The 22912-nt window shown below is 60.8% G+C and carries 18 protein-coding genes and 1 pseudogene; 9 read left to right on the top strand and 10 right to left on the bottom strand.

Translation table 11 applies throughout. The features are described from left to right. Positions 1–542 precede the first annotated feature (542 nt). Together AWB81_RS31585 and hfq are read left to right on the top strand one after the other, a co-directional pair. Entirely contained in the window at positions 543–2603 is a 2061-nt protein-coding gene (locus AWB81_RS31585; RefSeq protein WP_062640990.1) for a bifunctional DedA family/phosphatase PAP2 family protein, read from the top strand. 1903 nt (positions 2604–4506) lie between these two features. Further along, positions 4507–4836 carry an RNA chaperone Hfq gene (hfq, locus tag AWB81_RS48880; protein ID WP_062640993.1) on the top strand — a complete coding sequence of 110 codons (330 nt, stop codon included), beginning with the start codon at positions 4507–4509 and terminating at the stop codon, positions 4834–4836. Positions 4837–4905: 69 nt separating this feature from the next. Here hfq and AWB81_RS49170 read toward each other — a convergent pair. From AWB81_RS49170 to AWB81_RS31620, 5 genes and pseudogenes are all read right to left on the bottom strand, one after another. Next, a pseudogene (locus AWB81_RS49170) lies at positions 4906–5417 on the bottom strand (DDE-type integrase/transposase/recombinase); the annotation flags it as partial. 118 nt (positions 5418–5535) lie between these two features. Further along, positions 5536–7050: an ATP-binding cassette domain-containing protein gene (locus AWB81_RS31605; RefSeq protein ID WP_062640995.1), complete on the bottom strand. Its 1515-nt coding sequence runs from the start codon at positions 7048–7050 to the stop codon at positions 5536–5538. Then, entirely contained in the window at positions 7047–7973 is a 927-nt protein-coding gene (locus tag AWB81_RS31610; RefSeq protein ID WP_062640997.1) for a branched-chain amino acid ABC transporter permease, read from the bottom strand. The genes AWB81_RS31605 and AWB81_RS31610 overlap by 4 nt, the downstream gene beginning before the upstream one ends. 13 nt (positions 7974–7986) lie before the next feature. After that, positions 7987–8862, bottom strand: coding sequence for a branched-chain amino acid ABC transporter permease (locus tag AWB81_RS31615; protein WP_062640999.1), 876 nt, complete (start codon positions 8860–8862; stop codon positions 7987–7989). Positions 8863–8962: 100 nt separating this feature from the next. Then, a complete protein-coding gene (locus AWB81_RS31620) occupies positions 8963–10234 on the bottom strand; it encodes an ABC transporter substrate-binding protein (RefSeq protein ID WP_062641001.1) in 1272 nt (423 codons plus the stop codon). Between the two features lie 600 nt (positions 10235–10834). Here AWB81_RS31620 and AWB81_RS31625 point away from each other — a divergent pair. The 7 genes from AWB81_RS31625 to AWB81_RS31650 all read left to right on the top strand — a co-directional run bounded on the left by AWB81_RS31625 (position 10835) and on the right by AWB81_RS31650 (position 17783). Next, entirely contained in the window at positions 10835–11572 is a 738-nt protein-coding gene (locus AWB81_RS31625) for a YfdX family protein (RefSeq protein ID WP_087135316.1), read from the top strand. A gap of 80 nt (positions 11573–11652) precedes the next feature. After that, entirely contained in the window at positions 11653–12273 is a 621-nt protein-coding gene (petA, locus tag AWB81_RS31630) for a ubiquinol-cytochrome c reductase iron-sulfur subunit (RefSeq protein ID WP_087135317.1), read from the top strand. Positions 12274–12712: 439 nt separating this feature from the next. Beyond that, a complete protein-coding gene (locus tag AWB81_RS31635; protein ID WP_235026000.1) occupies positions 12713–14374 on the top strand; it encodes a chloride channel protein in 1662 nt (553 codons plus the stop codon). A gap of 78 nt (positions 14375–14452) precedes the next feature. Further along, positions 14453–14707 (top strand): hypothetical protein, encoded by a 255-nt coding sequence (locus tag AWB81_RS31640; protein ID WP_062641008.1) that lies wholly within the window; start codon positions 14453–14455, stop codon positions 14705–14707. Between the two features lie 296 nt (positions 14708–15003). After that, complete coding sequence (locus AWB81_RS31645; RefSeq protein ID WP_062641010.1) at positions 15004–15999, top strand: SDR family oxidoreductase; 996 nt, start codon at positions 15004–15006, stop codon at positions 15997–15999. Positions 16000–16004: 5 nt separating this feature from the next. After that, complete coding sequence (locus AWB81_RS47215; protein ID WP_235026001.1) at positions 16005–16160, top strand: trehalase-like domain-containing protein; 156 nt, start codon at positions 16005–16007, stop codon at positions 16158–16160. Between the two features lie 63 nt (positions 16161–16223). Beyond that, entirely contained in the window at positions 16224–17783 is a 1560-nt protein-coding gene (locus AWB81_RS31650) for a glycoside hydrolase family 15 protein (protein ID WP_235026002.1), read from the top strand. A gap of 16 nt (positions 17784–17799) precedes the next feature. Here AWB81_RS31650 and AWB81_RS31655 read toward each other — a convergent pair whose 3' ends face one another. The 5 genes from AWB81_RS31655 to AWB81_RS31675 all read right to left on the bottom strand — a co-directional run. After that, complete coding sequence (locus tag AWB81_RS31655) at positions 17800–19443, bottom strand: GMC family oxidoreductase (RefSeq protein ID WP_062641012.1); 1644 nt, start codon at positions 19441–19443, stop codon at positions 17800–17802. After that, the gene (locus tag AWB81_RS31660; RefSeq protein WP_062641014.1) at positions 19433–20071 is read right to left on the bottom strand and encodes a gluconate 2-dehydrogenase subunit 3 family protein; all 639 of its coding nucleotides are present in this window, start codon (positions 20069–20071) and stop codon (positions 19433–19435) included. The genes AWB81_RS31655 and AWB81_RS31660 overlap by 11 nt, the downstream gene beginning before the upstream one ends. Next, a complete protein-coding gene (locus AWB81_RS31665; protein ID WP_062641018.1) occupies positions 20068–20976 on the bottom strand; it encodes a hypothetical protein in 909 nt (302 codons plus the stop codon). Before AWB81_RS31665 ends, AWB81_RS31660 begins: the two co-directional genes overlap by 4 nt. A gap of 18 nt (positions 20977–20994) precedes the next feature. Next, positions 20995–22101: an enolase C-terminal domain-like protein gene (locus tag AWB81_RS31670; protein ID WP_062641016.1), complete on the bottom strand. Its 1107-nt coding sequence runs from the start codon at positions 22099–22101 to the stop codon at positions 20995–20997. Positions 22102–22108: 7 nt separating this feature from the next. Next, on the bottom strand, positions 22109–22912 hold an 804-nt coding region (locus tag AWB81_RS31675; protein ID WP_235026003.1), incomplete at its 5' end, for a thiamine pyrophosphate-dependent enzyme.

Consider the following 22912-nt stretch of genomic DNA (forward strand, 5'->3'; position numbering starts at 1 on the left):
TTACCGAGAACTGGATCGGCGCTCACGAACGCCAAGATGAGACCGTGAGAAAGGCGCAAGAACTCGGCACTCTCGAGAAATATATGCAATCGAAAAATTCAGTGCACTTTCCGCCAGTTTCACGAGCTAGTGTCTTGCATCGGGGCGTGCCATAACTCGATTGTGTGCGCCGTTCTTTGGGCGTTAAAGCGAGGCGCATAGTAGCTTGCCGCAACGGGTACGGGGTTTTGGCGAAATACGAGTTTCTTTTACCCCGACTCGGTCCCATTGCTTGGATTGTCGGTGCGTCGCAAATTTGATTGTGACCTTGATTCGAACCGTCGAGCTCGACGATCAACTCAGCGTCACCGCGATTCCGAGCCGCCACGCTTGTGGAAGTTACACACGGCGGCAGAGGTGTTCCGGGCCGGATGCAGCAGGTCTATGCGGTTAGCGGCCCGATGTGTTTCCATCTACGTTGCGAGGCGCTTGGACCCGCCGCCACTAGGAGCTAGATCTGGGACGGTGGTAAGACTGATAACGCTCGATCCACGAGGATATTGATGGAGCATGCGTACGTCCAATTGCTGCATTTGCTCGGCGGACATCCAGCGTGGACGCTCGCGGTCGTTTCCCTTGCGGCATTCCTAGAGTCTATCGCGGTCATTGGAACTTTCGTGCCCGGTAGTACCGCGATGTTCCTGGCCGGTGCCCTCGTAGGGAGCGGATCACTGAACCTCGGATGGACGATCGCGTGGGCGATTGTCGGCGCGGTCGTCGGGGACGGCGTGAGTTACTGGCTCGGTCGCCGCTACAAGAACGAAATTGTCCAAGTCTGGCCCTTTCGAAGCCACCCTCAGATGCTTGACGCGGGACGCGGCTTCTTTGCGAAACATGGCGCGAAGAGTATACTCTTCGCCCGATTTATCGGGCCATTGCGGGCGATTGTGCCGGTGGTTGCGGGGATGTTGAGCATGACCCCGATGCGTTTCTATGTCGTGAATATCCTTTCTGCATTGCTCTGGGCACCTGCTCATATTCTGCCGGGCGTGGTACTTGGTGCATCCGTCCAGCTCGTGGGCGCGGTTTCGTTCCGCCTCGTCGTTATCATCGCACTACTGACCGGAATTGTATGGCTAAGCTTTCGAGTCACTCGCTTTGGATTGTCGCACGCGAGTGCCTGGGCGAACTCTACGGGTCGCAGCCTGAAGACTTGGGCCGATCACCATGAGGGTTGGTTCGGTAACATCGTCCTTCGGATATTGAATCCTGACCGACCGGCTGCGTGCGCCATAGGAGCTGCCTCGGTCATGGTCCTTCTTTCCTGTTGGCTCTTCTTTGGCATCTTGCAGGACGTCGTCAGCGGTGACCCGCTCGTACAAGTTGACAGGTCTGTCTATCATTTTCTTCGATCTGTGCGAAGCCCCTGGGGCGATACAATCATGGTGGGCCTTGCGACGCTTGGCAGCGTCACCACCTTGTCAGCGCTGGTCGTCACATCAGCGCTGTGGATGGTATGGGAACGCCGTTGGCGCACGCTAGGTTACTGGCTTTCTGCGGTCGTCTTTTCACAGCTACTGATACTGATCCTCCAGTTTTCCATACATCGTGATCCTCCGGATTCGGGAGTGTCTGGGACATACGTGTTCCCGAGCAATCACGTAGCCGCGGTGGTAGTCGTCTACGGCTTTCTCGCTTTCATGCTCGCGCGAAGGGTCCGCGTGCTGGCCGGTGTGATCGTCGTGACAACGAATATCGTCGTCGTGGCCAGCGTTGCCCTCGCCGGGCTCTATTTCGGCCGATTCTGGTTCTCCGATGCCCTCGGAGGCGCGGCGCTTGCGTCGGTGTGGGTCACCTGCGTCGCTTTTGCCGCGATGTGGCGCAAGCCGGTCGTACCGCCGTCGCGTGGATTCGTGCCCGCCCTCATTCTGACGGTAGTCTGCGTCAGTGTGGCTGTGCAGTTCGATGTTGAGCCGTCGGCAACGAAGCCCGACAGCGCTCTTGGCAAGGCACCCGTCATCGCGACAACGTCGCAATGGGTCGACACCCTGTGGCGGAGTTTGCCTTGTTATCGTTCCGACATGGAAGGTGACCGCAAGGAACCTCTTACCATACAGTGGTCAGCGAGCGCGGATGAGCTAGGGGCTCGCCTACGAACTCAAGGCTGGGTCCAAGGACCCGGCCTCTCCGCGCGCAGCATCGCCTCCCTGGCATCGCCCAGCGTCTCGGCGACAGTGCTGCCGGTGCTACCGACCTTAAACAATGGCGTACCGTCGTCATTTATGTTCATACATTCCGGCGAGACGGGCGACGAACGTGATGTTTTGCGTTTTTGGCCCACTGGGTACGTGATCGAAAAATCGGGAGCGGGAGCGGCATCGGCCATGCCCCTGTGGATCGGTTCGCTTGTGCATGAGCGGCTATATCGCGCGTCCTGGCCAATCGCGATGTTGCGTACCGTCGACTCGACGAAGCCGGCTCCGGGTTCCGATAATCCGGAGCTATCCGTTCATGGGGTAACGGTGATAGCCAGAAGGAGTTGTCATGGCGTTCCAGTCGTGCTGGTCGCGACGGACACCCTCCGAGAAACGCCAGAAGGTCATTCTCCTCACCTTGGCCGGTGAACGAAGCCCCATAACAGCAATCCACCCGCCAGCGCCACAGCGAGAATGAGCATTGAGACTGACTCGGTCGTGATCAGCCGCGCAGCACCTGCCGAAAGCGCCCGGCACCGTGTGCCAAGCCCGACGCGGTCAATCGAAAGTCGGTGCCGCTTCAGAGAAGCCTCCGTTGCTGGTCGACAAATAGAAATAGCATTACGTCCTCTGCTGTAGTTGGCGGCACGAGCAGTGCCGTTCCTTCGTCATCGATGGTACCGCGTTCAAGGGAAATTCCCTTCCTAAACATAGGGCCACACCAAACGCGGAAAACGCACCAAGTTTCGACATAGCTTAGTCAGGAGCTGGCAGTCCTATCATCGGCTCCTCCAAGCACCGTTTAACCATTCCCAAATATAACCGGTCCGCGGTGCGCCGCTCGAAATAGTCTACGAGCGTCGTCCCGCCCGCCGCGCGCAATCGCACAGCGATCGTTACCCCCGTGAAAAATGCGTGCGCGCGCAATTGAATCATGCCGTCACTCTTCTCCCGACTTAACTCCCGCGTCCCGTTCTTCCATCGCTCCGCGATGCACTACGCCACGGACGATAGAGCCGTTTTCGTGCGCCCTTCGAAAACGGGCGACATCGAAAACACACTGTCTTGACGCGAACAAGCGGTCAGCAAAAGACAAGCGACAACCATCGATGCGATTTGTCGCGCGATCACGGCCCCTCCATAAGTTCCAAACGTCCCGCAACGAACATCCCCGCCTCGACCACCAAGGCGAATTAACCGCACCACGAAAGCGAGTCTGTTCATTTGGGGCCCGGGATCACGACGCCTCGGATGCCCGTTGGCCAATCTTGTGTTGCCCCACAAACCATCATGCGCGATACACAGGCAGCCCGCTTAAGACCGGTTTGGCGACAAGCGGTCCGCGGTCGCCCCGCACGAGCTTGCGATGCGACGTCATGCTGGCGATTCGTCGGCTAGCAATACGCCGTCGGCGCGACCCGGGTCAAAGTGCCCGCAGTAGACACGTTGACGGCGAACAGCACCGGATCGACAAAATGGCTGTACGCCGTGTACAAGCGCTTCGCAATGCGGATTCATCGCACGCGCCGCGCCTAGCCGTCCGTGGGGACAATTGCGGCCAGCCCGAACGCGGCGCGTTCTTCGAGATCCAGGGACAATACGCAACATCCGCAGATCCGACAATACCGGCTTTTCCAGGAAACGCGGGCGATGCGTTTGCCAGAAATATTGAGTAAGGGGGTCGGCCGCTGGAGCGCGATCCCGTCGGCTCATGGGAAAGTGACGTCGGCTGTTGTAGGTGGCGATCCTTTATGAGGGGCGTGGATGAAGAGATCTGCCGCTATTCGCGATATTCATGTGCGGAGAGGGATGCCTTCCTTTGAATCATCGTGCTCGCGCTGACTGCAGATCGAATCGTTGTCGGGGCATGGAGGAATTGGAGGATGACGCGATTTCCGCCCTGTGCGTTAAATAGTGGTGATCCGCTAGAACGCCTGAGCTGGGGGTCGATCGAGTCAGTAATGCCAATGAAAAGGAAAGCCCGCCGCAGCGAGTCAAAGCCTAACGATCACCACGTCTGAGCTAACGGAAAGCCCGGGGTTTTGTGGGCTGCTTCGAGAAGCTCAACGGGTCTCGCATTTTGGACAGGATTCACACAATCTGACACGGGTATTATGTCCCCATCACGTGGAATCTCGAGCCTCGCTAACGACGCTGCAGACAGCGGTACCCACGGCGGTGTTAGGCGCTTTGCAAGGCACGCGAAAGCAAGCCCGCGCGTAGTTGGCCGGATCACAAGCCGCACTTCACCGGTCCTCAAGAAGGCACCGGCGCGAAGCTCTGCTCGCTCGGAGAGCATCATTTTCTCTTTTCATGTAATGGATGGCCCTAAATGAGTCTTGAGCCAGGGAACTGTCAAAATGAGATCTTGAATGCGGCCCGGAAGGAGAGGAAAAGGGTCGCCGTGTTTCTCGTGAATGGCATAAAACTCGTCGGCTATATTGACTCCTTTGACCAATATCTGATCGTGCTGAGTTCAATTGCCGGAAGGCAGCTGGTTTACAAGCATGCTATCTCGACCATTCAAGAGGACTCCAGCATCTCGCACGAGGCCCCAAGCGAGCGAACGGGCTCGGCGGCATTTCAGAGCGCGGGTATGCAACCGACAACGGTCGTCTCACGTAAAAAGCGACGTACATCTGATCTTAATAGACAGGATTAGGTAGGGCTATGGTGTCCTCGTAGTCCGAAGCTCGACGCGGACACTTTTGTGCAATGAGGAACATGGGCTACGAATCCGGCGCTTGCGTTCACGCGTAGGTTGATGACTGTTTTCGGCACAATCGAGTTCGGCCGGGGCACTGGCTTTGACGTAGACGTATTAGACGTTTGCCTGATCGGGGACAATCCTTCGGCGTGACGAGACAGGCGGTTAGCACTTGTTTGAAAAAGCGCTTCGCTGTAGCCTTATTGCGACGTCCCTGCAGCACGGCATCGAGTCGAATGCTGTGCTCGTCGAACGCGCGCCCGAGCGTGTAAGGCCCACCGCGGAGCGCAACGAAAACTCAGTAAGACGCCCATACGCTGCCAGGTTACGGCGTGCAGCGTTGACGCAATGCGCGAAGCCCGCCGATTTTGTCGCACCAGCGGATCGTTTCGTAATTGACGATGACATCGCACTCGAACATCAGTTCTTCAATATCACATGTACTGTGTTGGCGCCGGAAAGTATCCCTGCACCGCGTGGCTGATGACCGTCGCCGGGGACTTGTGGCCGAGATAAAGCGATCTTGTCTTCTTCATCACGCAGTCTTACATGACCACCTACTGTGACTAACGTAACGAGCCGTCCAGTTCTCTACGAAGTCGGCCATTCTTACAAGAGACGTCGAAAAAGGAGATCGTGCCTACGACCGTTTCGCTACGCGCGTGTTGCGTAGGTGGTTGGATCGTCGGAAGGTAACGCTTCAAGGAAGCCACGCCCCATCTCCCGTTCAAAGCGCCCTGGACTGCCTTCCCAGATGATTCGTGAGTGTTCGAGCACGTACACGCGATCCGCATGTGGCAGCGCGAAGGTCACATTTTGCTCACCGAGCAGGACCGTTATTGGCGTGGTCTTTTGCAGCAACTCCATCGCACGCGACAATTGTTCTAGGATGACCGGGGCGAGCCCGAGCGTCGGCTCGTCCAGGATCAGCAACTTCGGCCGCATCATCAGAGCGCGCGCAATGGCGAGCATCTGCTGCTCGCCACCGGAGAGCGTGCGCGCCGTCTGAGCTTGCCGCGACTTGAGGATCGGGAATAGGTCGAAGAGCCAAGCCAACTGCTCGGTGCGTACGCGGTCTGGCAGATGATAGCCGCCAAGATCGAGATTCTCACGCACGGTCATGTCGCTGAATAGCTCGCGGCTTTCAGGGCACTGCACGATGCCAGCACGCGCGATTGCCGCGCCGCTCATGTCTTTCAGATTCTTTCCGCTAAAGCGGATCGTGCCGTCGTAGGGCAGCATCCCCGAGATGGCGTTAAAGAGCGTTGTCTTGCCCGCACCGTTGAGGCCCACCACTGACACGAACTCGCCCTCGCGCACGTGCAGGCTCACGTGGTCGAGCGCCCTCGCCTTGCCGTACAGGACGCCGAGGTTCTGTACATCGAGGACCCGCGGCTTGTTCGCCGTGACGGTGGGTGCGCGCTCCTTCGCCTCGATCTTGCCCCCGAGATAGACGCGCCGCACCGTCTCGTTCTGCATAACCTCGTCTGCGGTTCCTTCAGCAACATACTCGCCGAGATACATCGCGAGCACACTATCGACGAGCGCCGCCAGGCTTTTCACGTTGTGATCGACGAGCAGCACCGCGCGGCCCTCCTCGCGAAAACCACGGATTAGCGCGGAGAACGACTCCGACTCTGCCGCGGTCAGGCCAGCGAACGGCTCGTCAACGAGCACGACCTTCGGGTCCCGCGCGATCGCCTTCGCCATCTCCATGCGGCGCAGATCGGCGAACGGCAGCGTGGCCGGAAGGCGATGCATCACCGCGCCCAGTTCGACGCGCTCGGCGATCTCCCGTGCGCGTCGGTTGACGTGCGGATCGGCGGCGAGCTTGATGAGCGAATCGGGCAACAGCGCGAGCTTGATATGCTCGAGCACCGTCTGCCGATGCAGCGGCCGTGAGTGTTGGAACACGATACCGACTCCCGCCCGGGCGATGCGATGCGGTGCCCAGCCGGCTATCTCGGTGCCATCAATCTTGACCGAGCCCGTGTTGGGCCGCTCGATCCCCATAATCAGCTTCATCACGGTCGACTTGCCAGAGCCGTTGGGACCAATTAGACCGCGAATTTCGCCGGGCTTGATGTCGAAGCCAATGTCCTTCACGGCGACGAGGCCCCCAAATCGTTTGTTGAGTCCGCGTACAGCGAGACGGGGAGTATCGCTCATTCTTGCTCTCTCACACGCAGCAGGTTGCCGAGCAGGCCGTCGGGGAAAAACAGAATCACGGCGAGCGCCACGGCGGCGACGACGAAAGTGTTGATCTGGCCAAGCGGGCGCAGAAATTCGCCGGCGACAATGAGGAAGATTGACCCGAGCACCGCCCCCAAGATCGTGCGTCGCCCGCCCAGGACGGCCGCGATGATGATCTGCACGCCCACGCCGAGATCCACCACCGTGCTGACTGAAGCAGTGCCCTGATAGAACACGAGCATCGCACCGGCGACCCCCGAAAACACTGCACTGATGCAGAATGCGGCGAGCTTGTGCTTGGTCACGTTGAAGCCAAGCGCCTGTGCTCCGACCGTGTCCTGTCCGCTCGCTTGCAAGATCAGGCCGACGGCCGAACGCGACAGGCCAAAGAGGATTACCGCGCAGATGAGAAGGAACGCCAGCGCAATCCAGTAGTTGTGCCCAGCGTCCACGGAAATAACATCGGGCACCATCATGCCGATCTCGCCGCCCGTCACGCCCGCGAAAATCACGATGGCGTTCTGCAGCAGGAGCACGGCGACCAGCGTGACGAGCCCAAAGTAAGGACCACGTAGGCGCAGCGCGGGCACTGCGAGCAGCAAGCCACCGATCAGCGCGACGAGTCCGCCCGCGGCCACGCACACCGCAATTGGCGGCCCCCAATGGGCGTCGATGATCGCGGCCGAGTAAGCGCCAAGACCGATGAGAAACGTGGGACCAAAGTTGACCTCGCCGGCGAAGCCAAAAAGCAGGTCCCAGGACATCGCAAAGACGCCGAAATAGTACGCGAGCGTAAGCACCCCGAGGATGTAGCCCGAAAGCCACCACGGCAGGGTTACCGCCGCTGCGGTAAACGCCATTGCAGTCCACAACATTCGCGAGCGAAGCAGACCGATCATGAATTATCTCCGTCTAGCGCCGACCGAGAAAACCCTGCGGCCGCACATAGACGACCAGCACGAGCAGCAGAAGCGCGGGGAGCGGGCGCAGCGTGGGCGCAACGAGATACGCGGTGACAGTCTCTAAATACCCGACCACGTAGGCCGCCATCAATGAGCCCGATACGCTGCCGAGCCCACCCAGCACAACGATCGAGAAAGCGCTCGCGGTGAGCTGCCCCGCGTTGTTGGAACTCACGCCGAGAAACGACGCAAGCAGCACGCCCGCGATTCCCGCGAGCACGCCGTATAGGGTCCACGCGAGTAGATATACGCGCGAGAGTTCGAAACCGAGCAAGGTGAGCCCGCGTGGATTCATCGACGCCGCAAGCAGCGCCTTGCCCGCCCGCGTACGGTTGACGAACACCCACAGCAGGGCGATGACCACCCAACACACGAGCGCGATCATGATCTCGTTGTAGGGCACCCGCACGCCCGCGAGCGTCGCGACGCCGGAAATGAGCGGGCGCATCGTGACGGGATTGTCGGTGAAGAGATACGCCATGCCTTGTTGGATCATGATGCCCCAGAGCAGCGTGCCGGTCAGCACGAAAATCTCCTTCTCTTCTCGCGGGATCGCCGCAGAACGCTGGATTGGGCGCACAACCATCAGATAGGTGACGAAGGCTGTGACAAGGCCGCACAGTACGCCCAGCGGCGTGCCTAGATAGGTGCCAAGGCCGGCCTCGCCGGCGAACATCCAGCCCATCAGCGCGGCCACCAACATAACGCCGCCATGTGCGAGATTGAGCACCCCGGATACCCCGAAAATCAGCGTGAACCCGATCGCACCGAGCGCATAGAGCGAACTGATGGCAAAGCCGTCGATGAGAATCTGCAGCGGCAGCATACTCGACCCCTTGGTCCGGCAGGCCGCCGGAGCCACACGAATGAGAGGCAACGGGACCGGCAAGCGATCCCGACGCGACACTTGTTGTTGTATTGCGATGCTAGTTGGCAGCGGCCTGTTGTACCTTCACGAACGCGGGGAATTTAACCTTCGCGTTTGCCACGGATTTCGGCCAGATCGCGACCTGCTTGCCGTTCTGCCATTGCAAGTTGATGCCGTTGATGTAGTCCGGTCCGTACTTGAGCGCGTGCGTGAACTGATCGTTCTTGCCGTAGAACTGCCAGCGGCCGATCGTGCCCACGTAATCGGTCTTTTCGAGCGCAACTACCATCTGGTCCGGGTCCGTTGAGCCCTTGTTGCGTTTGATCGCGTCGGCGAGAATATAGACGAGGTCATAGCTTGTGAAGCCGCAATAGGCCGGCGATGCGCCGAAGCGTTTCGAGTAGGCATCGACGAAAGGCACGGTTTTCGGCGTGATGGCCACGCCTGGCGCCGCGGCGGACGCCGTAATGACGCCTTCAGTCGCGCCGTTCGTGTCCTTCCAGAAGCTTGTAGTAGTCGCTTGCGAACTCTGGCCCGTCATCGGAATCGGGACCTGCTGATCGTGCCATTGCACCGTCGGCTGCACTCCCACATGGCTGATGCCTGTGGTGATCGTATCGGGGTGCTTGGCCTCGATCTGGTTGAAAATCGGCGTGAAGTCGGACGTATCCGGGTTAAAGCGGATGTGGTCGAGAACCTGAAGCCCCGCCTTGGGTAAGCATTCGAGATAACGCTCATCGAGCGGCTTGGTCCACGCAGCATCTTCGCTCATGACGACGGTCGTTTTCATTTTGAACTGACCGACAAGCACATCGTGCGAAAAGTCGCAGATCGATTGCGCGATAAAGGCCGAGGTCATCCAGCCATGGAAAGTGTATTTATAGTGATCGTAGTCGTCGTGGACATGCTTCGAGATATCGTTGCTCGCCGCTCCCGGCGTGACGAACGGCATCTTCAAGCGCGCGGACCACGGTTCCATCGCGAGCGCGACCTCGCTGATGTAGCTGCCGATGATCGCCACCACTTTGTCTTGATTGGCTGCACGCTGGAACGCGCGCACTCCGTCGGAAGCAGACGAATGGTCGTCATACGCGATGATCTGGATGGGCCTTCCGTCAACGCCGCCGCGAGCGTTGATTTCATCCGCAGCAAGCTGCGCGGACTTGCTGATGGAGGCGCCCGCGACGGCCGACTCCTCGCTGATAACCCCTATTTTAATCGGCTCTGCAGCCGCCTGCGCTGCGGAGACCATCCCTAAACTTAGACCAAGTCCCACCGCTAACGTACCGGCCCCGATGAATCGATACCCCGATGCCTTGCATTTGGACATTGTCTGGTCTCCGGTTTTTGGATGAGGAGCAACGACTAGCGCCAGATACATCACATATTGCATTTATAAGCGCTTGCACAACAATAGCACTCAGCCGAACGGTGCCGTATCAGTAATAACGATTAAGGTTTAAGGTCGCACGTGTGACCGGCCGCCGGCTGCCGGTGCAACGCTACAATTGGCCCGCGTAGTCCAGACGCGCCTTACGGGAGTCTCGCTGCCCTTGACAAGAATGCCTCGTCTCCATCCTCACGGGTGGTCAGTCAGTTCGGTAGAGCAAAAGGTTCGGTCGACGTCCGAGTCTTTGCCGGACCTGCCGGCTACCCTCTTGGCCCGGTGATGCCGGGCTTTTTTTCAAAAGCCTTTCCGCACTGTAATCTCGCCGCTTCGCCCCCTTGCCGACCGAAGCGGGGCCTACGAGCCTCAAAAAAAGATTGAGCTGCACCATCTGCCTTTAAGCGGTTTTTAAGGACTCCACCCTATCTTTGGATTATCGCCAATGAAATCCCGCCGCAGAGTTCCCGCATTGGATTTTGGGCTGGCAGATGTTCTCGCATACGGGCTTACCGTGCCAACTCCACCCGGAGCCTGCATTCAGAAATGGAGAAAGAGCATGAAGAAGCAACCGATCGCAACTTAGCCGCCGCCGCAGTAATCGCCACGACCGTTCTCAGTCCTATTGCACATGCCGCCGAGTCACCACAAACTGTCGCGTCGGATATGGGCAGGCTATCGGGCAAAGGAAACCAGGCGTTTCAGCAAATCGAACTTGCGCGCATCGCGATCTTCAACGGCCACGCGTTCGAGGCGAAGAAGCTCGTCAAAGCGGCGCAACAATCACTCAAGGTCGCGAAGACGGACAATACCGCGTTCGTCAAAGCGGAGAATGATCGGAAGGCTTCGCCGAGCGTCGCAGCGGCGCCGAACGGCGTGTCGAACGCAACGCGCAGCGCCCACCCGACCACATGGCTTCCTGTGGGCGCCGACGTGACGATAACCGACGACCTAAGTCAGTCGCCCTCCAAGTCCAGGGCAATTGCCTCCGCGAATGAACACTTGGAGAAGGGCAAGCGCGAGGCCGCTCTTGACGCACTGAAGGTGGCCAAGATCAACGTCGCATACACGATGGAACTTGTGCCGCTCAAGCAAACGATGACAGACGTCAACAATGCCGCGAGCCTGCTTGCGCAGAACAAATATTACGAAGCAAACCAAGCCCTTAAGCAGGTCGTGGATAGCGTGCGCTATGACTGGGTCGACCTGGATGCGATCCCACAGGCCAGTCATACCGCAGCAAAGCCAGGCGTCAACGTTGCCTCACCCGCGAAGGCCAAATAACACTTGCCGGCGCCGCCCGCCTCACGATGCGAGCGGCTTGCACACAGACATTTTTGCAAAAAGCATGAATAGAGGCTGCCATGCACAGCGTCGACAAATCCATCGTAGATCCAGGCCGCCGTAAGTTGCTGATCGCCACGAGTAGCGCGGGCGTAGCGGCAGGCGCGACCACACTGATTCCATTCATCGGTTCGATGGCGCCGTCGGAGAAGGCTCGCGCATTGGGTGCGCCGGTGATCGTCGACATTGCCCGACTCCGACCCGGTGAGATGATAACCGTCGCGTGGCGCGGGATGCCGATTTTCCTGGTCAACCGAACCGAACCGATGATGGCCGAAGTCGATGCGGCGAAAGGTCTGTTAGCCGATCCTGCCAGCAAGCATCCTTTCTCGATACCGCTGCCCACCTATTGTTCGACCGAATACCGGTCGCGTGCGAGCCATCCGAATCTGCTCGTGGTAGTCGGCGTCTGCACGCACCTTGGTTGCACGCCCTCGCCTCGTTTTATGCCGGGGCCGCAACCTAACCTGCCGGATAACTGGCCAGGCGGGTTCCTCTGCCCGTGTCATGGATCAACATACGACCTTGCCGGCTGCGTTTTCAGAGACAAGCCGGCGCCGCAGAATCTAGACGTACCGCGATACGAATTCGTGTCACCCTCCACAGTGGCAATCGGTCAAGATGAAAAAGGCGAAGCATGACGACTGCAAGATCCGTGGCAAGGGATGATCCCCGTACGTGGTGCGCTCGGGACAGTAAGGGTGGCGCGGCGATAAGATAGGTGCCTGGAAGATACGTGGTGGAGCGACACTGAATCTCGAGCACCACACGTAGGGTGTGTTTGGCCGATCGCGTGTGAGGCTGATGACGATGGAAAGTCAACACATCCGACTTTCGATTCACCAACCTGGAGTCGCCATGACGAGCGGATCAGGCAGGCGGGAAGAAGCAGGAACTGGCAGCGACCGAGGCGCATCTGCCACTCGGCATATCAGGGTTTCTCCCCTCCAACCCCGTGCTGTGCCCGCCGACGACGGGTCTCCTACGCTTATTCCCCTTCGCTGGCTGTGTACCCTCGCATTTGTTGTAGGGGTTGTAACGGGCTTTGGCGCGGTCATATTCCGCGGCCTGATCGGACTCGTGCATAATCTGCTGTTCCTCGGGCGTTTTTCCTTTTCTTACGATGCCAGTCAGTTCACCCCGGCCGCCCCGTGGGGCGCCTGGGTAATCCTCGTTCCGGTTGTCGGCGGATTAGGTGTCACCTGGATTGTGAACAGGTTTGCACCGGAGGCTAAAGGCCACGGCGTACCGGAGGTGATGGACGCAATCTACTACAAGCACGGCGTGATTCCTCCAGCGGTGGCGGCAGTAAAGTCGATCGCGTCGGCGCTTGCAATTGGTTCGGGCGCGGCCGTTGGCCGGGAGGGACCGATCATTCAGATCGGCTCGGCGCTAGGTTCCACGCTCGGACAGGTCGTGCGGATGACGCCCGGGCAGCGCATTACGTTGGTGGCGGCGGGCGCGGGTGCCGGGATCGCATCGACGTTCAACACGCCGATCGGCGGAGTGCTCTTCGCCACGGAACTGATGCTCCCCGAGATCAGCGTCAACACATTTCTCCCGGTCGCCCTGGCTACAGGTACCGCGACATTCGTCGGTCGACTGTTTTTCGGCGTCGCACCCGCGTTTGTCGTACCGGCGCAACTAGGCGCTATCTCGAACGAGCCGGGCAGTGCTCTCACACTTGTCTTGTATGCCTTGCTGGGTGCGCTTACTGGCGCCGCTGCGGCGCTGCTGATCCGCGCACTTCATTGGGCCGAGGATGTGTTCGATCGGGTTCGGGAACCCTATCTTCGTCATGCGTGCGGAATGCTGATTGTCGGTACGCTGATGTACCTGCTCTTTCGCTACGCTGGTCATTACTACGTGGAAGGCGTGGGTTACGCGACGATCCAAGCCACCCTGTATGGTCACTTGCAAGGCGGCGCCTTTCTGCTGATGTTGGCCTTCTGCAAGACGCTTGCGACGTCGTTAAGTCTGGGCTCGGGCTCGTCCGGGGGCGTCTTCTCGCCTTCGCTATTTGTTGGTGCGACGCTCGGGGCATCGTTCGCTTCGCTTGTGACGATGATACTGCCAAGCGCACCCGTGAGCGCACCTGCATTCGCGATGGTCGGAATGGGCGCCATGGTCGGGGGCGGCACGGGCGCTGCAATGACAGCGGTCGCGATGGTTTTCGAGATGACGCGCGACTACGACATCGTCCTGCCAATGATTATCGCGGTCGCGCTCAGTCTGGGTGCTCGCCGACTCTTATCACGTGAAACGATCTATACACGCAAACTCGTCCGGCGCGGACATCCAATTCCCAATGCGCTTCACGCCAATATGTACATGGTGCAAAACGCAGCGCAGGTGATGGAGACCGACGTGCTGGTGCTCGACGCGAGCGTGCCATTCCAGCATGTTCTGTCCCGTTCCGAAGGGCCGGCATTCCGCCACGTTGTGGTGACGAAAAAACACGAAATCGAGGGCGTTCTACGAATCAATATCGGACTGCGCCGTGCCGTCAGCCAGGGTCTGGGCGACATCAGCGTAGGATCGCTAGCGCAAACAAATTTCATCGTCGTGCACGAGAATGACGTCGCGTTTGACGTCATCACTCGGCTCTGGAAAAAGCATGCGGCCATGGCCGTGGTGGTCAGTCGTGGCGATGCCAAGGCGCCCGCCCGAGTACTCGGTCTTATCGCAAAAGAGCATATCGCCGATTCAGTGGCGAGCAGCATTAAGGTCTTTCCAGGATGACGGTTTCGGTCAGTTCTATCGACGTTGCTCTCAGCTTTCCGAAAGACTGGCACGCCAACGCGGATACAGGAGGTGAGTATGAAAATGGGAAACAGGTTGCATGCGGCTCGCGAACACGTTTGCGAGTTGCTGCACTTCGACAAGCTCAAGAGGATGATCCATTCAGAGGCGGATCCGGAACGGTCGGTCGTAGCGGCATGGGTTATCGTTTATCGAACAGCGAGCGGATTTTGTTGCATGTATCGCGATGAGGAGATTGATTTTCGCGAGATCATGGATGTCCACTTGTGGGCCGAAGAGAAGGACGTTCAGCCATACTTCATTGGTCAGTGAGGGGCCACATCTTTTCGGTTGATCCGCGCACCTTACTGATTGCCGACATCAAGCCCCGTGGCCTTTTTCCGGATCCGTAATTCGCAAGCGTAAGCGTCGGATCGAGCGGCACGAGCCATCGCGTTTCGGCACCGCGCGTTGTCGCAATAAATAAAAACCGTGCAGCAGCGTTGCTCGCCGCGACTTGACAGCTACGACGCAAAGTCTCCTTGGCACGCCTACTGCTGCTATGCAGGCGATCGCGTTCAAATCATCCGCACCAACAGCGGTCGGTGTGCTCCTGAGGAGTTTCGAGAATGTCAAAGATTGTGGTCGTCACTGGGGCCGGTGCAGGGGTAGGTCGGGCGACGGTGGAGGAATTTGCTCGACAAGGCTACGACGTCGCGCTGCTCTCCCGCGAGCCGCAGCGGCTCGAACGCGCGGCCAACCATATCCGTGCCGAATACGGCGTGCGCGCATTACCAATCCCGACGGACGTCGCCGATCCACAAGCAGTCGAGGCCGCTGCGGCCCGCACGGAGAGCCAACTGGGGCCAATCGATGTATGGGTGAATGTCGCGATGGCAACCGTTTTTGCGCCGGTATCTTCGCTGAGCGCGCAGGAATTCGAACGAGGCACGAAAGTCACCTATCTCGGTCAAGTGCACGGGACGATGGCCGCACTTGCACGCATGCGCACGCGCAACCGCGGCACAATCGTCAACGTCGGCTCCGCGTTGGGCTATCGATCAGTGCCGCTTCAATCGATCTATTGCGGCGCCAAATTCGCCGTCCGGGGCTTCACGGATTCACTTCGCTCAGAGCTTCTCCACGACCGGCTCAAGATTCGCTTGACTATGGTCGACCTGCCTGCGCTCAATACGCCGCAATTCGACTGGGCGTCGAACAAGATGGGTCGCCGCGCCAAACCCGTCGCACCGATTTACCAGCCAGAGGTAGCTGCACGCGCCATTTTCTTTGCCGCCACCCACCGCCGGCGGGAAATCTGGGTGGGGTTTTCAACGGTCAAGGCCATCCTCGCGAATCGCGTAGCACCGGCCCTCATCGATCGCTATCTTGCCAGCGCGGGCTATCGCGGCCAATTGACTGATGAGCCCCTGCCTCAGGACGCACCCGCCAATTTGTACGAGCCCGTCCCCGGCGAATACGGCGCACACGGGCGATTTGACGGCCAAGCGAGGCCGCGCAGCATACAGATGTTCACCGATCGGCACCGTAGCGCATTTTGGGCGCTAGCGGGAATCGGTATTGGCAGCTGCGTGAGTCTACTTGTCAGACGGCGAAGGAACTAGCCATCATGAGCCGCCCTATCGAGGACTATGCACTTCTGTCCAACGGCGAGTCGGCGGCCCTGCTCTGCCGCGACGGCTCGATCGATTGGCTATGCTGGCCTCGCTTTGACGACGACGCATGTTTCGCCGCGCTGCTCGGCACGCCAGACAACGGGCACTAGTTGCTCGCCCCGCTCGACGTAATCCTCACGTATGAGCGCCGCTACCAAGACGATACGCTCGTCATGCAAACCGACTTTGAGGTAGTCGGTGGCGCCGTTCGCGTTATCGATTTCATGCCGGTCGGCGCGGCATCCAGGTCACTGGTGCGCATCGTCATGGGCCTGCGCGGCGTCGCGCGTATGCGCTCGCACTTGTGCCTGCGTTTCGACTTCGGCGCATTAGCTCCATGGACGGCGTCGGTCGACGGCACGATGCACGGAAGACTTGGACCCGACCTGGTTGTCCTGCGTGCAGACTGCGCGCTCAATATAACCGACGATTCGACCGAAGCCACGTTTGAGGTCGCAATGGGCGAACGCGTGGCGTTCGTGTTGAGCTATGGACCATCGCATCTGCCGCCGCCCGAGCCGGTCGACACGGAAGCGGCACTGCAGACGACCCGGCACTATTGGAAGGAATGGATCGGCAGGTTTGACAATGCGAAGACCCTGTGGCCCGCCGAGGTCAGGCGCTCGCTGCTGACGTTGAAGGCGCTGATTTATCGCCCGAGCGGCGCGATAGTCGCAGCGCCGACCACGTCGCTGCCCGAGGCACCCGGAGGGCGACTTAACTGGGACTATCGGTATTGCTGGCTACGAGACACCAGCTTCGCGCTCGTTGCTCTGCTCAACGCAGGCTTTCATGAGGAAGCGAAAGCGTGGCGCGACTGGCTATTGTGCGCAATAGCGGGGTCGCCCGACAGCATCCGGATCATGTATCGCGTGGACGGAGGACGCCACCTGCACGAACGAACCGTCGACGCGCTACAGGGTTACCGCTACGCGACGCCTGTGCGCGTTGGCAATGCCGCAGGAATGCAGCATCAGGTCGACGTGCTGGGCGAAATCCTGGATTGCCTTGACGTCGCTCGTCGGGCAGGTCTCGCGACAACCGAACATCAATGTGTCATACAACGGCGCATTGTCGAGCATCTTGAGAAGGTCTGGAACACGCCCGGTTCGGGGATCTGGGAGTCGCGCGCCGAGCCGCGCCACTACACGTATTCCCGGGTGATGGCGTGGGTCGGCCTGGATCGCTTCATCTCACGCGGGCATGACGCGGATGCCGGCGTTTCGCCGCTCCTCGAGCGGCTCACTGCTCTGCGCCAGACGATACGGGACGAAATCTGCCGCGAAGGATGGAACGAAGGGCTCGGCTCGTTCACGCAATATTACGGCGGCGAGGAACTCGACGCGAGCCTGCTGTTAATGCCACTTGTGGGCTTCCTGCCGGCGCACGACCCGCGCATGGCATCGACCATCGAGACGATCCGCCGCGAGCTTTCGGAGAACGGTCTGATCCGGCGTCGTAAAAGACAAGCGGACGGCCCGAACGAAGGCGTCTTTCTCGCATGCTCCTGCTGGATGGCCGATTGTCTGCAGATGCAAGGGCGCAGCGAAGAAGCGCGCGAGCAATTCAAGCGCGTGCTTGCCGTGGCAAACGATCTCGGGCTCCTGTCGGAACAGTACGACGTGCGACGCGGACAACTGGCGGGTAATTTTCCGCAAGCGCTGACGCATCTGGCGGTAATCAACACCGCGCTCGGCCTGAGCGGACCGACGTTACAACGCGGCGGCGGCTGATGCGCCGCGCCTTCCTTCACAGTTCGCCGCGCGCAGCGAGCGCTTCGATTCGATCGGCGGTGCGGCAGGCGATCGCCTGAATCGTCAGCGAGGGGTTCACCCCACCGACCGTCGGGAACACCGATCCGTCGCAAATCCACAGGTTCCGTATGTCCCAACTGCGGCAATCAGCATTGACAACGCTCGTGCGCGGATCGTCGCCCATGCGCGCCGTGCCATTCAGATGACAGGTGTCGTCGGTCTCGTTCCAGATCTCGCTGGCGCCGGCCGCGCGCAGCGCCTGGTCCATGAAATCGAGCGAGTGCGCAATCAGGCGGCGATCGTTGTCGCAGAACGAATAAGTGACCCGCGCGACCGGCAACCCGTACTGATCCTTCTCATCGGCAAGCGTCACGCGGTTACGCTCCTGCGGCATCGTCTCACCGACGATCTTCAGTCCCGCCTGATGGTTGTACTTCTGCATCTCGCGCATCAACGCGTCGCCCCAAAGACCGCGTCCGTTCTGCGTCGCGACCCACGCGTCGGGCAGCGGTCCCTGGCTCATGTAGCAATAGCCGCCGAAGAAGTCCTTACCCTTGTCGGTGTAATTCCAGTGCTCGGTGAGCGCAAGCGACGGCGGTCCCTTGTACCCGCGGACCTCTTCCTGCATGACGCCCCACACGGCCTGATTGGCCTGCACCATCAGGTTTTTGCCGACAAGGCGGGAACGGTTCGCCAGCCCTTCGGGAAAGCGGCCGTTCGCCGACATTAGCAAGAGCCGCGGCGTTTCGATCGCATAGCCGGCCACGACCACATTGCGCGCCTTCTGGAACTGCAAGCGCCCTTCGCGCCAATATTCAACACCGGTGGCGAGGCTATCGTCGTCCGTTTCGATGCGGCCGACCATCGACAGGTCGCGAATCTCGGCGCCGGCGGCCAACGCACGCGGTATCCAGGTGACGAGCGCGCTCTGCTTCGCATTGGTCGCGCATCCCGAGACGCAGAAGCCGCGATACACACACGCGTGCGCCTCGCCGCGCGGCGCGGAAAGAGTCGCGAGCGGCGTCGGCGCCCAAGGAATGCCGAGTGCTTCGGCGCCGCGCGCAAGCACGAGCGCGGCAGCGTTCAGTTCGTGCGGCCGATAGGGATAGCGCGGCCGCCTGGGGCCCCACGGATAGTTCACTGGCCCGGAGATCTTCAGGGCGTCCTCGACCTGCGCGTAGTAGCGCCACATCTCGCGCCAGTCGAGCGGCCAGTCGACGCCGTAACCGAGCAGGCTGCGCGACTTGAACCACTCTGGGCGAAAGCGCAGCGAGACCATCGCGAAGTGCACGGTGCTGCCGCCGACCGCTTTGCCGCTGTTGTTGTTGCCGAGCTTGAGCGGGTTCTCACCGTCGCAGATGCGCTCGTCGGTCCAGTAGAGCTTGTGCTGATGCGCTTCGTCCGAGGCGAATTCTTCGAGCGGCCGCCACCATGCGCCCGCATCGAAGGCGATCACGCTGAAGCCTTTCTCTGCAAGACGGCATGCCAGCGTGCCGCCGCCGGCGCCGGTTCCGACAATCGCGAAATCGACCGGCTCATGCTGTGGATATTCGCGCATCGGCACCCACGCGCCCGCCCGAAAGACATTCGGCGCGCGGCCGTCCTTGCCGCGAGGATGATGCAGGGCATCATCGAGCATGCCGCTTCTCCGGGCCGTGCTCGCGCGACTCGACCGCTTCCCACGGATCGCGCCGGTCGAAACCCATGCGTACATAGCCACGCGGATTCGCCGGTCCGCCGAACCCGATCTGGCTCCAGGCGTGCGGATGCGAGTAGTACGCGCTGCATATGTCGTGCAATACCCGCTCGGCGAAGAACAGCTTCGACGGCATGCCTTGCCATGCGGCGCTTACCAGTTCGCCGCGCTCCATCGCCTGCAACAGCGCGATCTGCGATACCTCTTCGATACTCGCGAACGGCAAACCGAAACGCGCGCGGCTCTCCTCGTCCACCGCCGCGAGACCGATGCGCCATGCTTCCTGCAACGCGGGCAAACGCGCATCGCGATAGCCGTCGCCACTGTTCTTCGCCAGTTTCGCGTCGACGAGCGCCGCAACCGGAATCTGCGGCGCCTCGCTGCGTTGCGGGACGATGCATGCGCACAACGCCGTGACCGCACGCCATTGCGCGGCGTCGCAGAAAGCGGGCGTGGACGGCGTGGCGAGCCGCTCGTCGATGACGGCGCGGGTCGCATCGTCCCACGAGACGGTGTCGCGCTTGGCGAGCACGTCGTAGGCGGGGTAACGCGTTTTCGGCGGCAATGTCATCGCTCGGTCTCCCGCAACCGCAGCGCGGCGAGACCGGCTATGGCGAGTGCCGACAGACTCGGCGGCGCCGGCAGCGGCGGCCCGTTGAGGATGTTCTGGCTCCAGTTGCGCCATCCGCCCTGATTACGCGCGATGCCACGCGCGTGAAAACCCATGCCGATGAAGCCGAGCGCAGCCGTGAGTCGAAGCCACGCGCGCGCAATCCAGTGCTCACGCGGCGCGGCGAGTGCCGCATAGGCCATGAGCGCGCTAGCGAGTGGACCTGCCGTCACCGGCGCGTACATCGCGCGATTCTGAAACGCGCCGCGAAAATGCAGCAGCGCGACTTCGGCGGTCGTCCCGAGCAAGCCCGCGGCGGCCAGCAGTCCGAGTGCGCGACCGGCCTGCATGTCGAAGAGACGCGGCTCCGTCGCCGGTTCGTCACGCAGGCGTTCGGCTACGGCGCCAAGCGCGCCGGAGAGCAGGAGCGCCATCGGCGCGCCGATGGGAGCTGCGTAGAAGAAATTGTGCCAGGACCATCCGCCGGGCCGCTTGGTCACGTTGTACAGGTGAAAGCCGGTGCCCGCGACGCCGACCGCGCCCGCCGTCAGGTAGATCGCGTGCCGCACCGGATGGCGGCGGGACGCGCGGTCTGCTCCGCCATGCAGGCCGGCACCGAGTGAGAGAAGCGAGGTCGCGAGCGGTGCGTACATCGCCCTGTTGGTGAACGAACCGCGGTAGTGTTCGATGCCGCTGTCGGCCAGCACCGAAAGCGCGAGCAAAGCCGAGCTGCGGTTGAACGAACGTGCGGCGTCGAGATGCGCAGCCGACTCGCTTGCGCCACCGTCCGTGCTGGCACGTGCAAGAGCGAGTGTTGCCAGCAGCGCTGCGCCTGCCGCGATGCCGATCGCTGTGCCCTGAATCATCCGGCTCATCGATGCTCCTTAGACCGCATAGGCTTGCGCGTCGGCCCGCCTGAGTTCGAGGCCGCAGCCCGGACGCGAAAGATCGGGCGCAATGACGCCGTCGCTCGCGCGCGGCGCGCCGTCGAACAGCATCGCTTCGAGACGCACATGATCGTGGAACCATTCCTGATGAACGAAGCGCGGCGCGGCGCACGCTACATGCAGATGCAGCGCCGGCGCGCAGTGCGCGGAAAGCGGCGTGTGATACGCCTCGCACAACGCGGCCATATCGAGAAAGCCGGTGATGCCGCCGCAACGGCTCGCGTCGGCCTGCAATACATCGACGGCGCGTGCATCGAGCAAGTGGCGAAAGTCGTCGAGCGTGTAGCCGTATTCGCCCGCCGCGACCTGCATCGGCGCTGGAATGGCCTGCCGTAATGCGCTCAGACCATCGAGATCGTCGGAGGACACCGGCTCTTCGAACCACTCCACGCCGTACTGAGCGAAGACTTGCGCGCATGCAAGCGCTTCTTTCTGTGTGAGGGCGCCGTTTGCATCGACGAACAAGCCTGCATCGCCGATCGCGTCACGTGCTGCGCGAACGCGTTGCGGGTCTCGTGAGGGCTCGCTGCCGATCTTCATCTTGACCCAGCGGCAGCCGTTGTCTTCGACCCACGCGGAAAGCTGATTCTGCAAACGGGCATCGCTATAGGACGTAAAGCCGCCGCTGCCATAGATCGCTATGTTCGGCCGCATCGCGCCAAGCAGGCGCACAAGCGGCACGTCCAGCAGCTTCGCCTTTAGGTCCCACAATGCGCAGTCCACTGCGGAAATCGCCGTTGCGGCGATGCCCGAGCGCCCCATATTGCGCACGCGCCGGTGCATCGCAAGCCATGCGACGCGCACATCTAACGCATCGCGATGCAGCACCGCCTCGCCAATCGCTCCGCGAATTAGCTGTGCCGCGCACGCATCGGTATAGGTATAGCCGATTCCTGTCATGCCGCCCGCGTCGAGCTCGGCGATGACGAGCGTGGTGGAATCCCACGTAAAGGTACCGTCGGCCTCGAGCCCGTCCGTCGGCACGGTATAGGCTTGCGCGCGCACCGCGGTGACAGGCGCGTCCATTTGACGATGGGATGTCATTGGACGCTTACCCCTTTTCCTTGTGCCCCGGCAACACGGCGCTCAGCACTTGCTTCGCCGTCTCGAGCAACACGTGACCCTGATCCGGATCGCCCTTCATCAGCGTGGTCGCGAACGCCTTCGCCTGTGCCATCGTGATGTGCGGCGCCAGCGGCGGGACGTTCGGATCGGCTTTCACTTCAATAACAACGGGACGGTCCGCGGCGAGCGCCTCGTCCCACGCGGCGCCCATGCGCTCGGCATCGTCGACGTAGATGCCCTTCAGGCCAATCAACTCGGCGAACTTGTGATACGGCACCGACGGAATATCCTGCGATGCCTCGAACTTCGGGTCGCCTTCCATTACGCGCTGCTCCCAGGTGACCTGATTCAGGTCCTGATTGTTCAGCACCATGCAGATCCAGCGCGGATTCGCCCACTGCTTCCAGTACTTCGAAACCGTGATCAGCTCGGCCATGTTGTTCATCTGCATGGCACCGTCCCCGACCAGTGCGATCACCGGGCGCTCGGGAAAAGCAAACTTCGCGGCGATCGCATACGGCACGGCCGCGCCCATCGACGCGAGTCCACCGGAAAGCGAACATTTCATACCGCGCTGCACTTTGAGGTCGCGCGCATACCAGTTCGCGCACGATCCCGAATCGCTCGTGACGATCGCATCGGGAGGAATGCGCTTGGACAGTTCCCACACGCTGCGCTGCGGATTGACACCGCCCTTCGCCGGTTCGAGCGCGCGCTTTTCCAGCGTCTTCCACCAGTCGGCGGTCCAGCCTTCGATCTTCTTGCGCCACGCGCGGTCCGTCTTTTCGGC

Origin of the sequence: Caballeronia arationis (assembly GCF_001544975.2) — a bacterium.
Taxonomy (GTDB): domain Bacteria; phylum Pseudomonadota; class Gammaproteobacteria; order Burkholderiales; family Burkholderiaceae; genus Caballeronia; species Caballeronia arationis.

Coding starts and splice junctions, on each gene's coding strand:
- AWB81_RS31585 (WP_062640990.1), top strand. CDS start 543: ATGGAGCATGCGTACGTCCAATTGCTGCATTTGCTCGGCGGACATCCA.
- hfq (WP_062640993.1), top strand. CDS start 4,507: ATGAGTCTTGAGCCAGGGAACTGTCAAAATGAGATCTTGAATGCGGCC.
- AWB81_RS31605 (WP_062640995.1), bottom strand. CDS start 7,050: ATGAGCGATACTCCCCGTCTCGCTGTACGCGGACTCAACAAACGATTT.
- AWB81_RS31610 (WP_062640997.1), bottom strand. CDS start 7,973: ATGATCGGTCTGCTTCGCTCGCGAATGTTGTGGACTGCAATGGCGTTT.
- AWB81_RS31615 (WP_062640999.1), bottom strand. CDS start 8,862: ATGCTGCCGCTGCAGATTCTCATCGACGGCTTTGCCATCAGTTCGCTC.
- AWB81_RS31620 (WP_062641001.1), bottom strand. CDS start 10,234: ATGTCCAAATGCAAGGCATCGGGGTATCGATTCATCGGGGCCGGTACG.
- AWB81_RS31625 (WP_087135316.1), top strand. CDS start 10,835: ATGGAGAAAGAGCATGAAGAAGCAACCGATCGCAACTTAGCCGCCGCC.
- petA (WP_087135317.1), top strand. CDS start 11,653: ATGCACAGCGTCGACAAATCCATCGTAGATCCAGGCCGCCGTAAGTTG.
- AWB81_RS31640 (WP_062641008.1), top strand. CDS start 14,453: ATGAAAATGGGAAACAGGTTGCATGCGGCTCGCGAACACGTTTGCGAG.
- AWB81_RS31645 (WP_062641010.1), top strand. CDS start 15,004: ATGTCAAAGATTGTGGTCGTCACTGGGGCCGGTGCAGGGGTAGGTCGG.
- AWB81_RS47215 (WP_235026001.1), top strand. CDS start 16,005: ATGAGCCGCCCTATCGAGGACTATGCACTTCTGTCCAACGGCGAGTCG.
- AWB81_RS31650 (WP_235026002.1), top strand. CDS start 16,224: ATGCAAACCGACTTTGAGGTAGTCGGTGGCGCCGTTCGCGTTATCGAT.
- AWB81_RS31655 (WP_062641012.1), bottom strand. CDS start 19,443: ATGCTCGATGATGCCCTGCATCATCCTCGCGGCAAGGACGGCCGCGCG.
- AWB81_RS31660 (WP_062641014.1), bottom strand. CDS start 20,071: ATGACATTGCCGCCGAAAACGCGTTACCCCGCCTACGACGTGCTCGCC.
- AWB81_RS31665 (WP_062641018.1), bottom strand. CDS start 20,976: ATGATTCAGGGCACAGCGATCGGCATCGCGGCAGGCGCAGCGCTGCTG.
- AWB81_RS31670 (WP_062641016.1), bottom strand. CDS start 22,101: ATGACATCCCATCGTCAAATGGACGCGCCTGTCACCGCGGTGCGCGCG.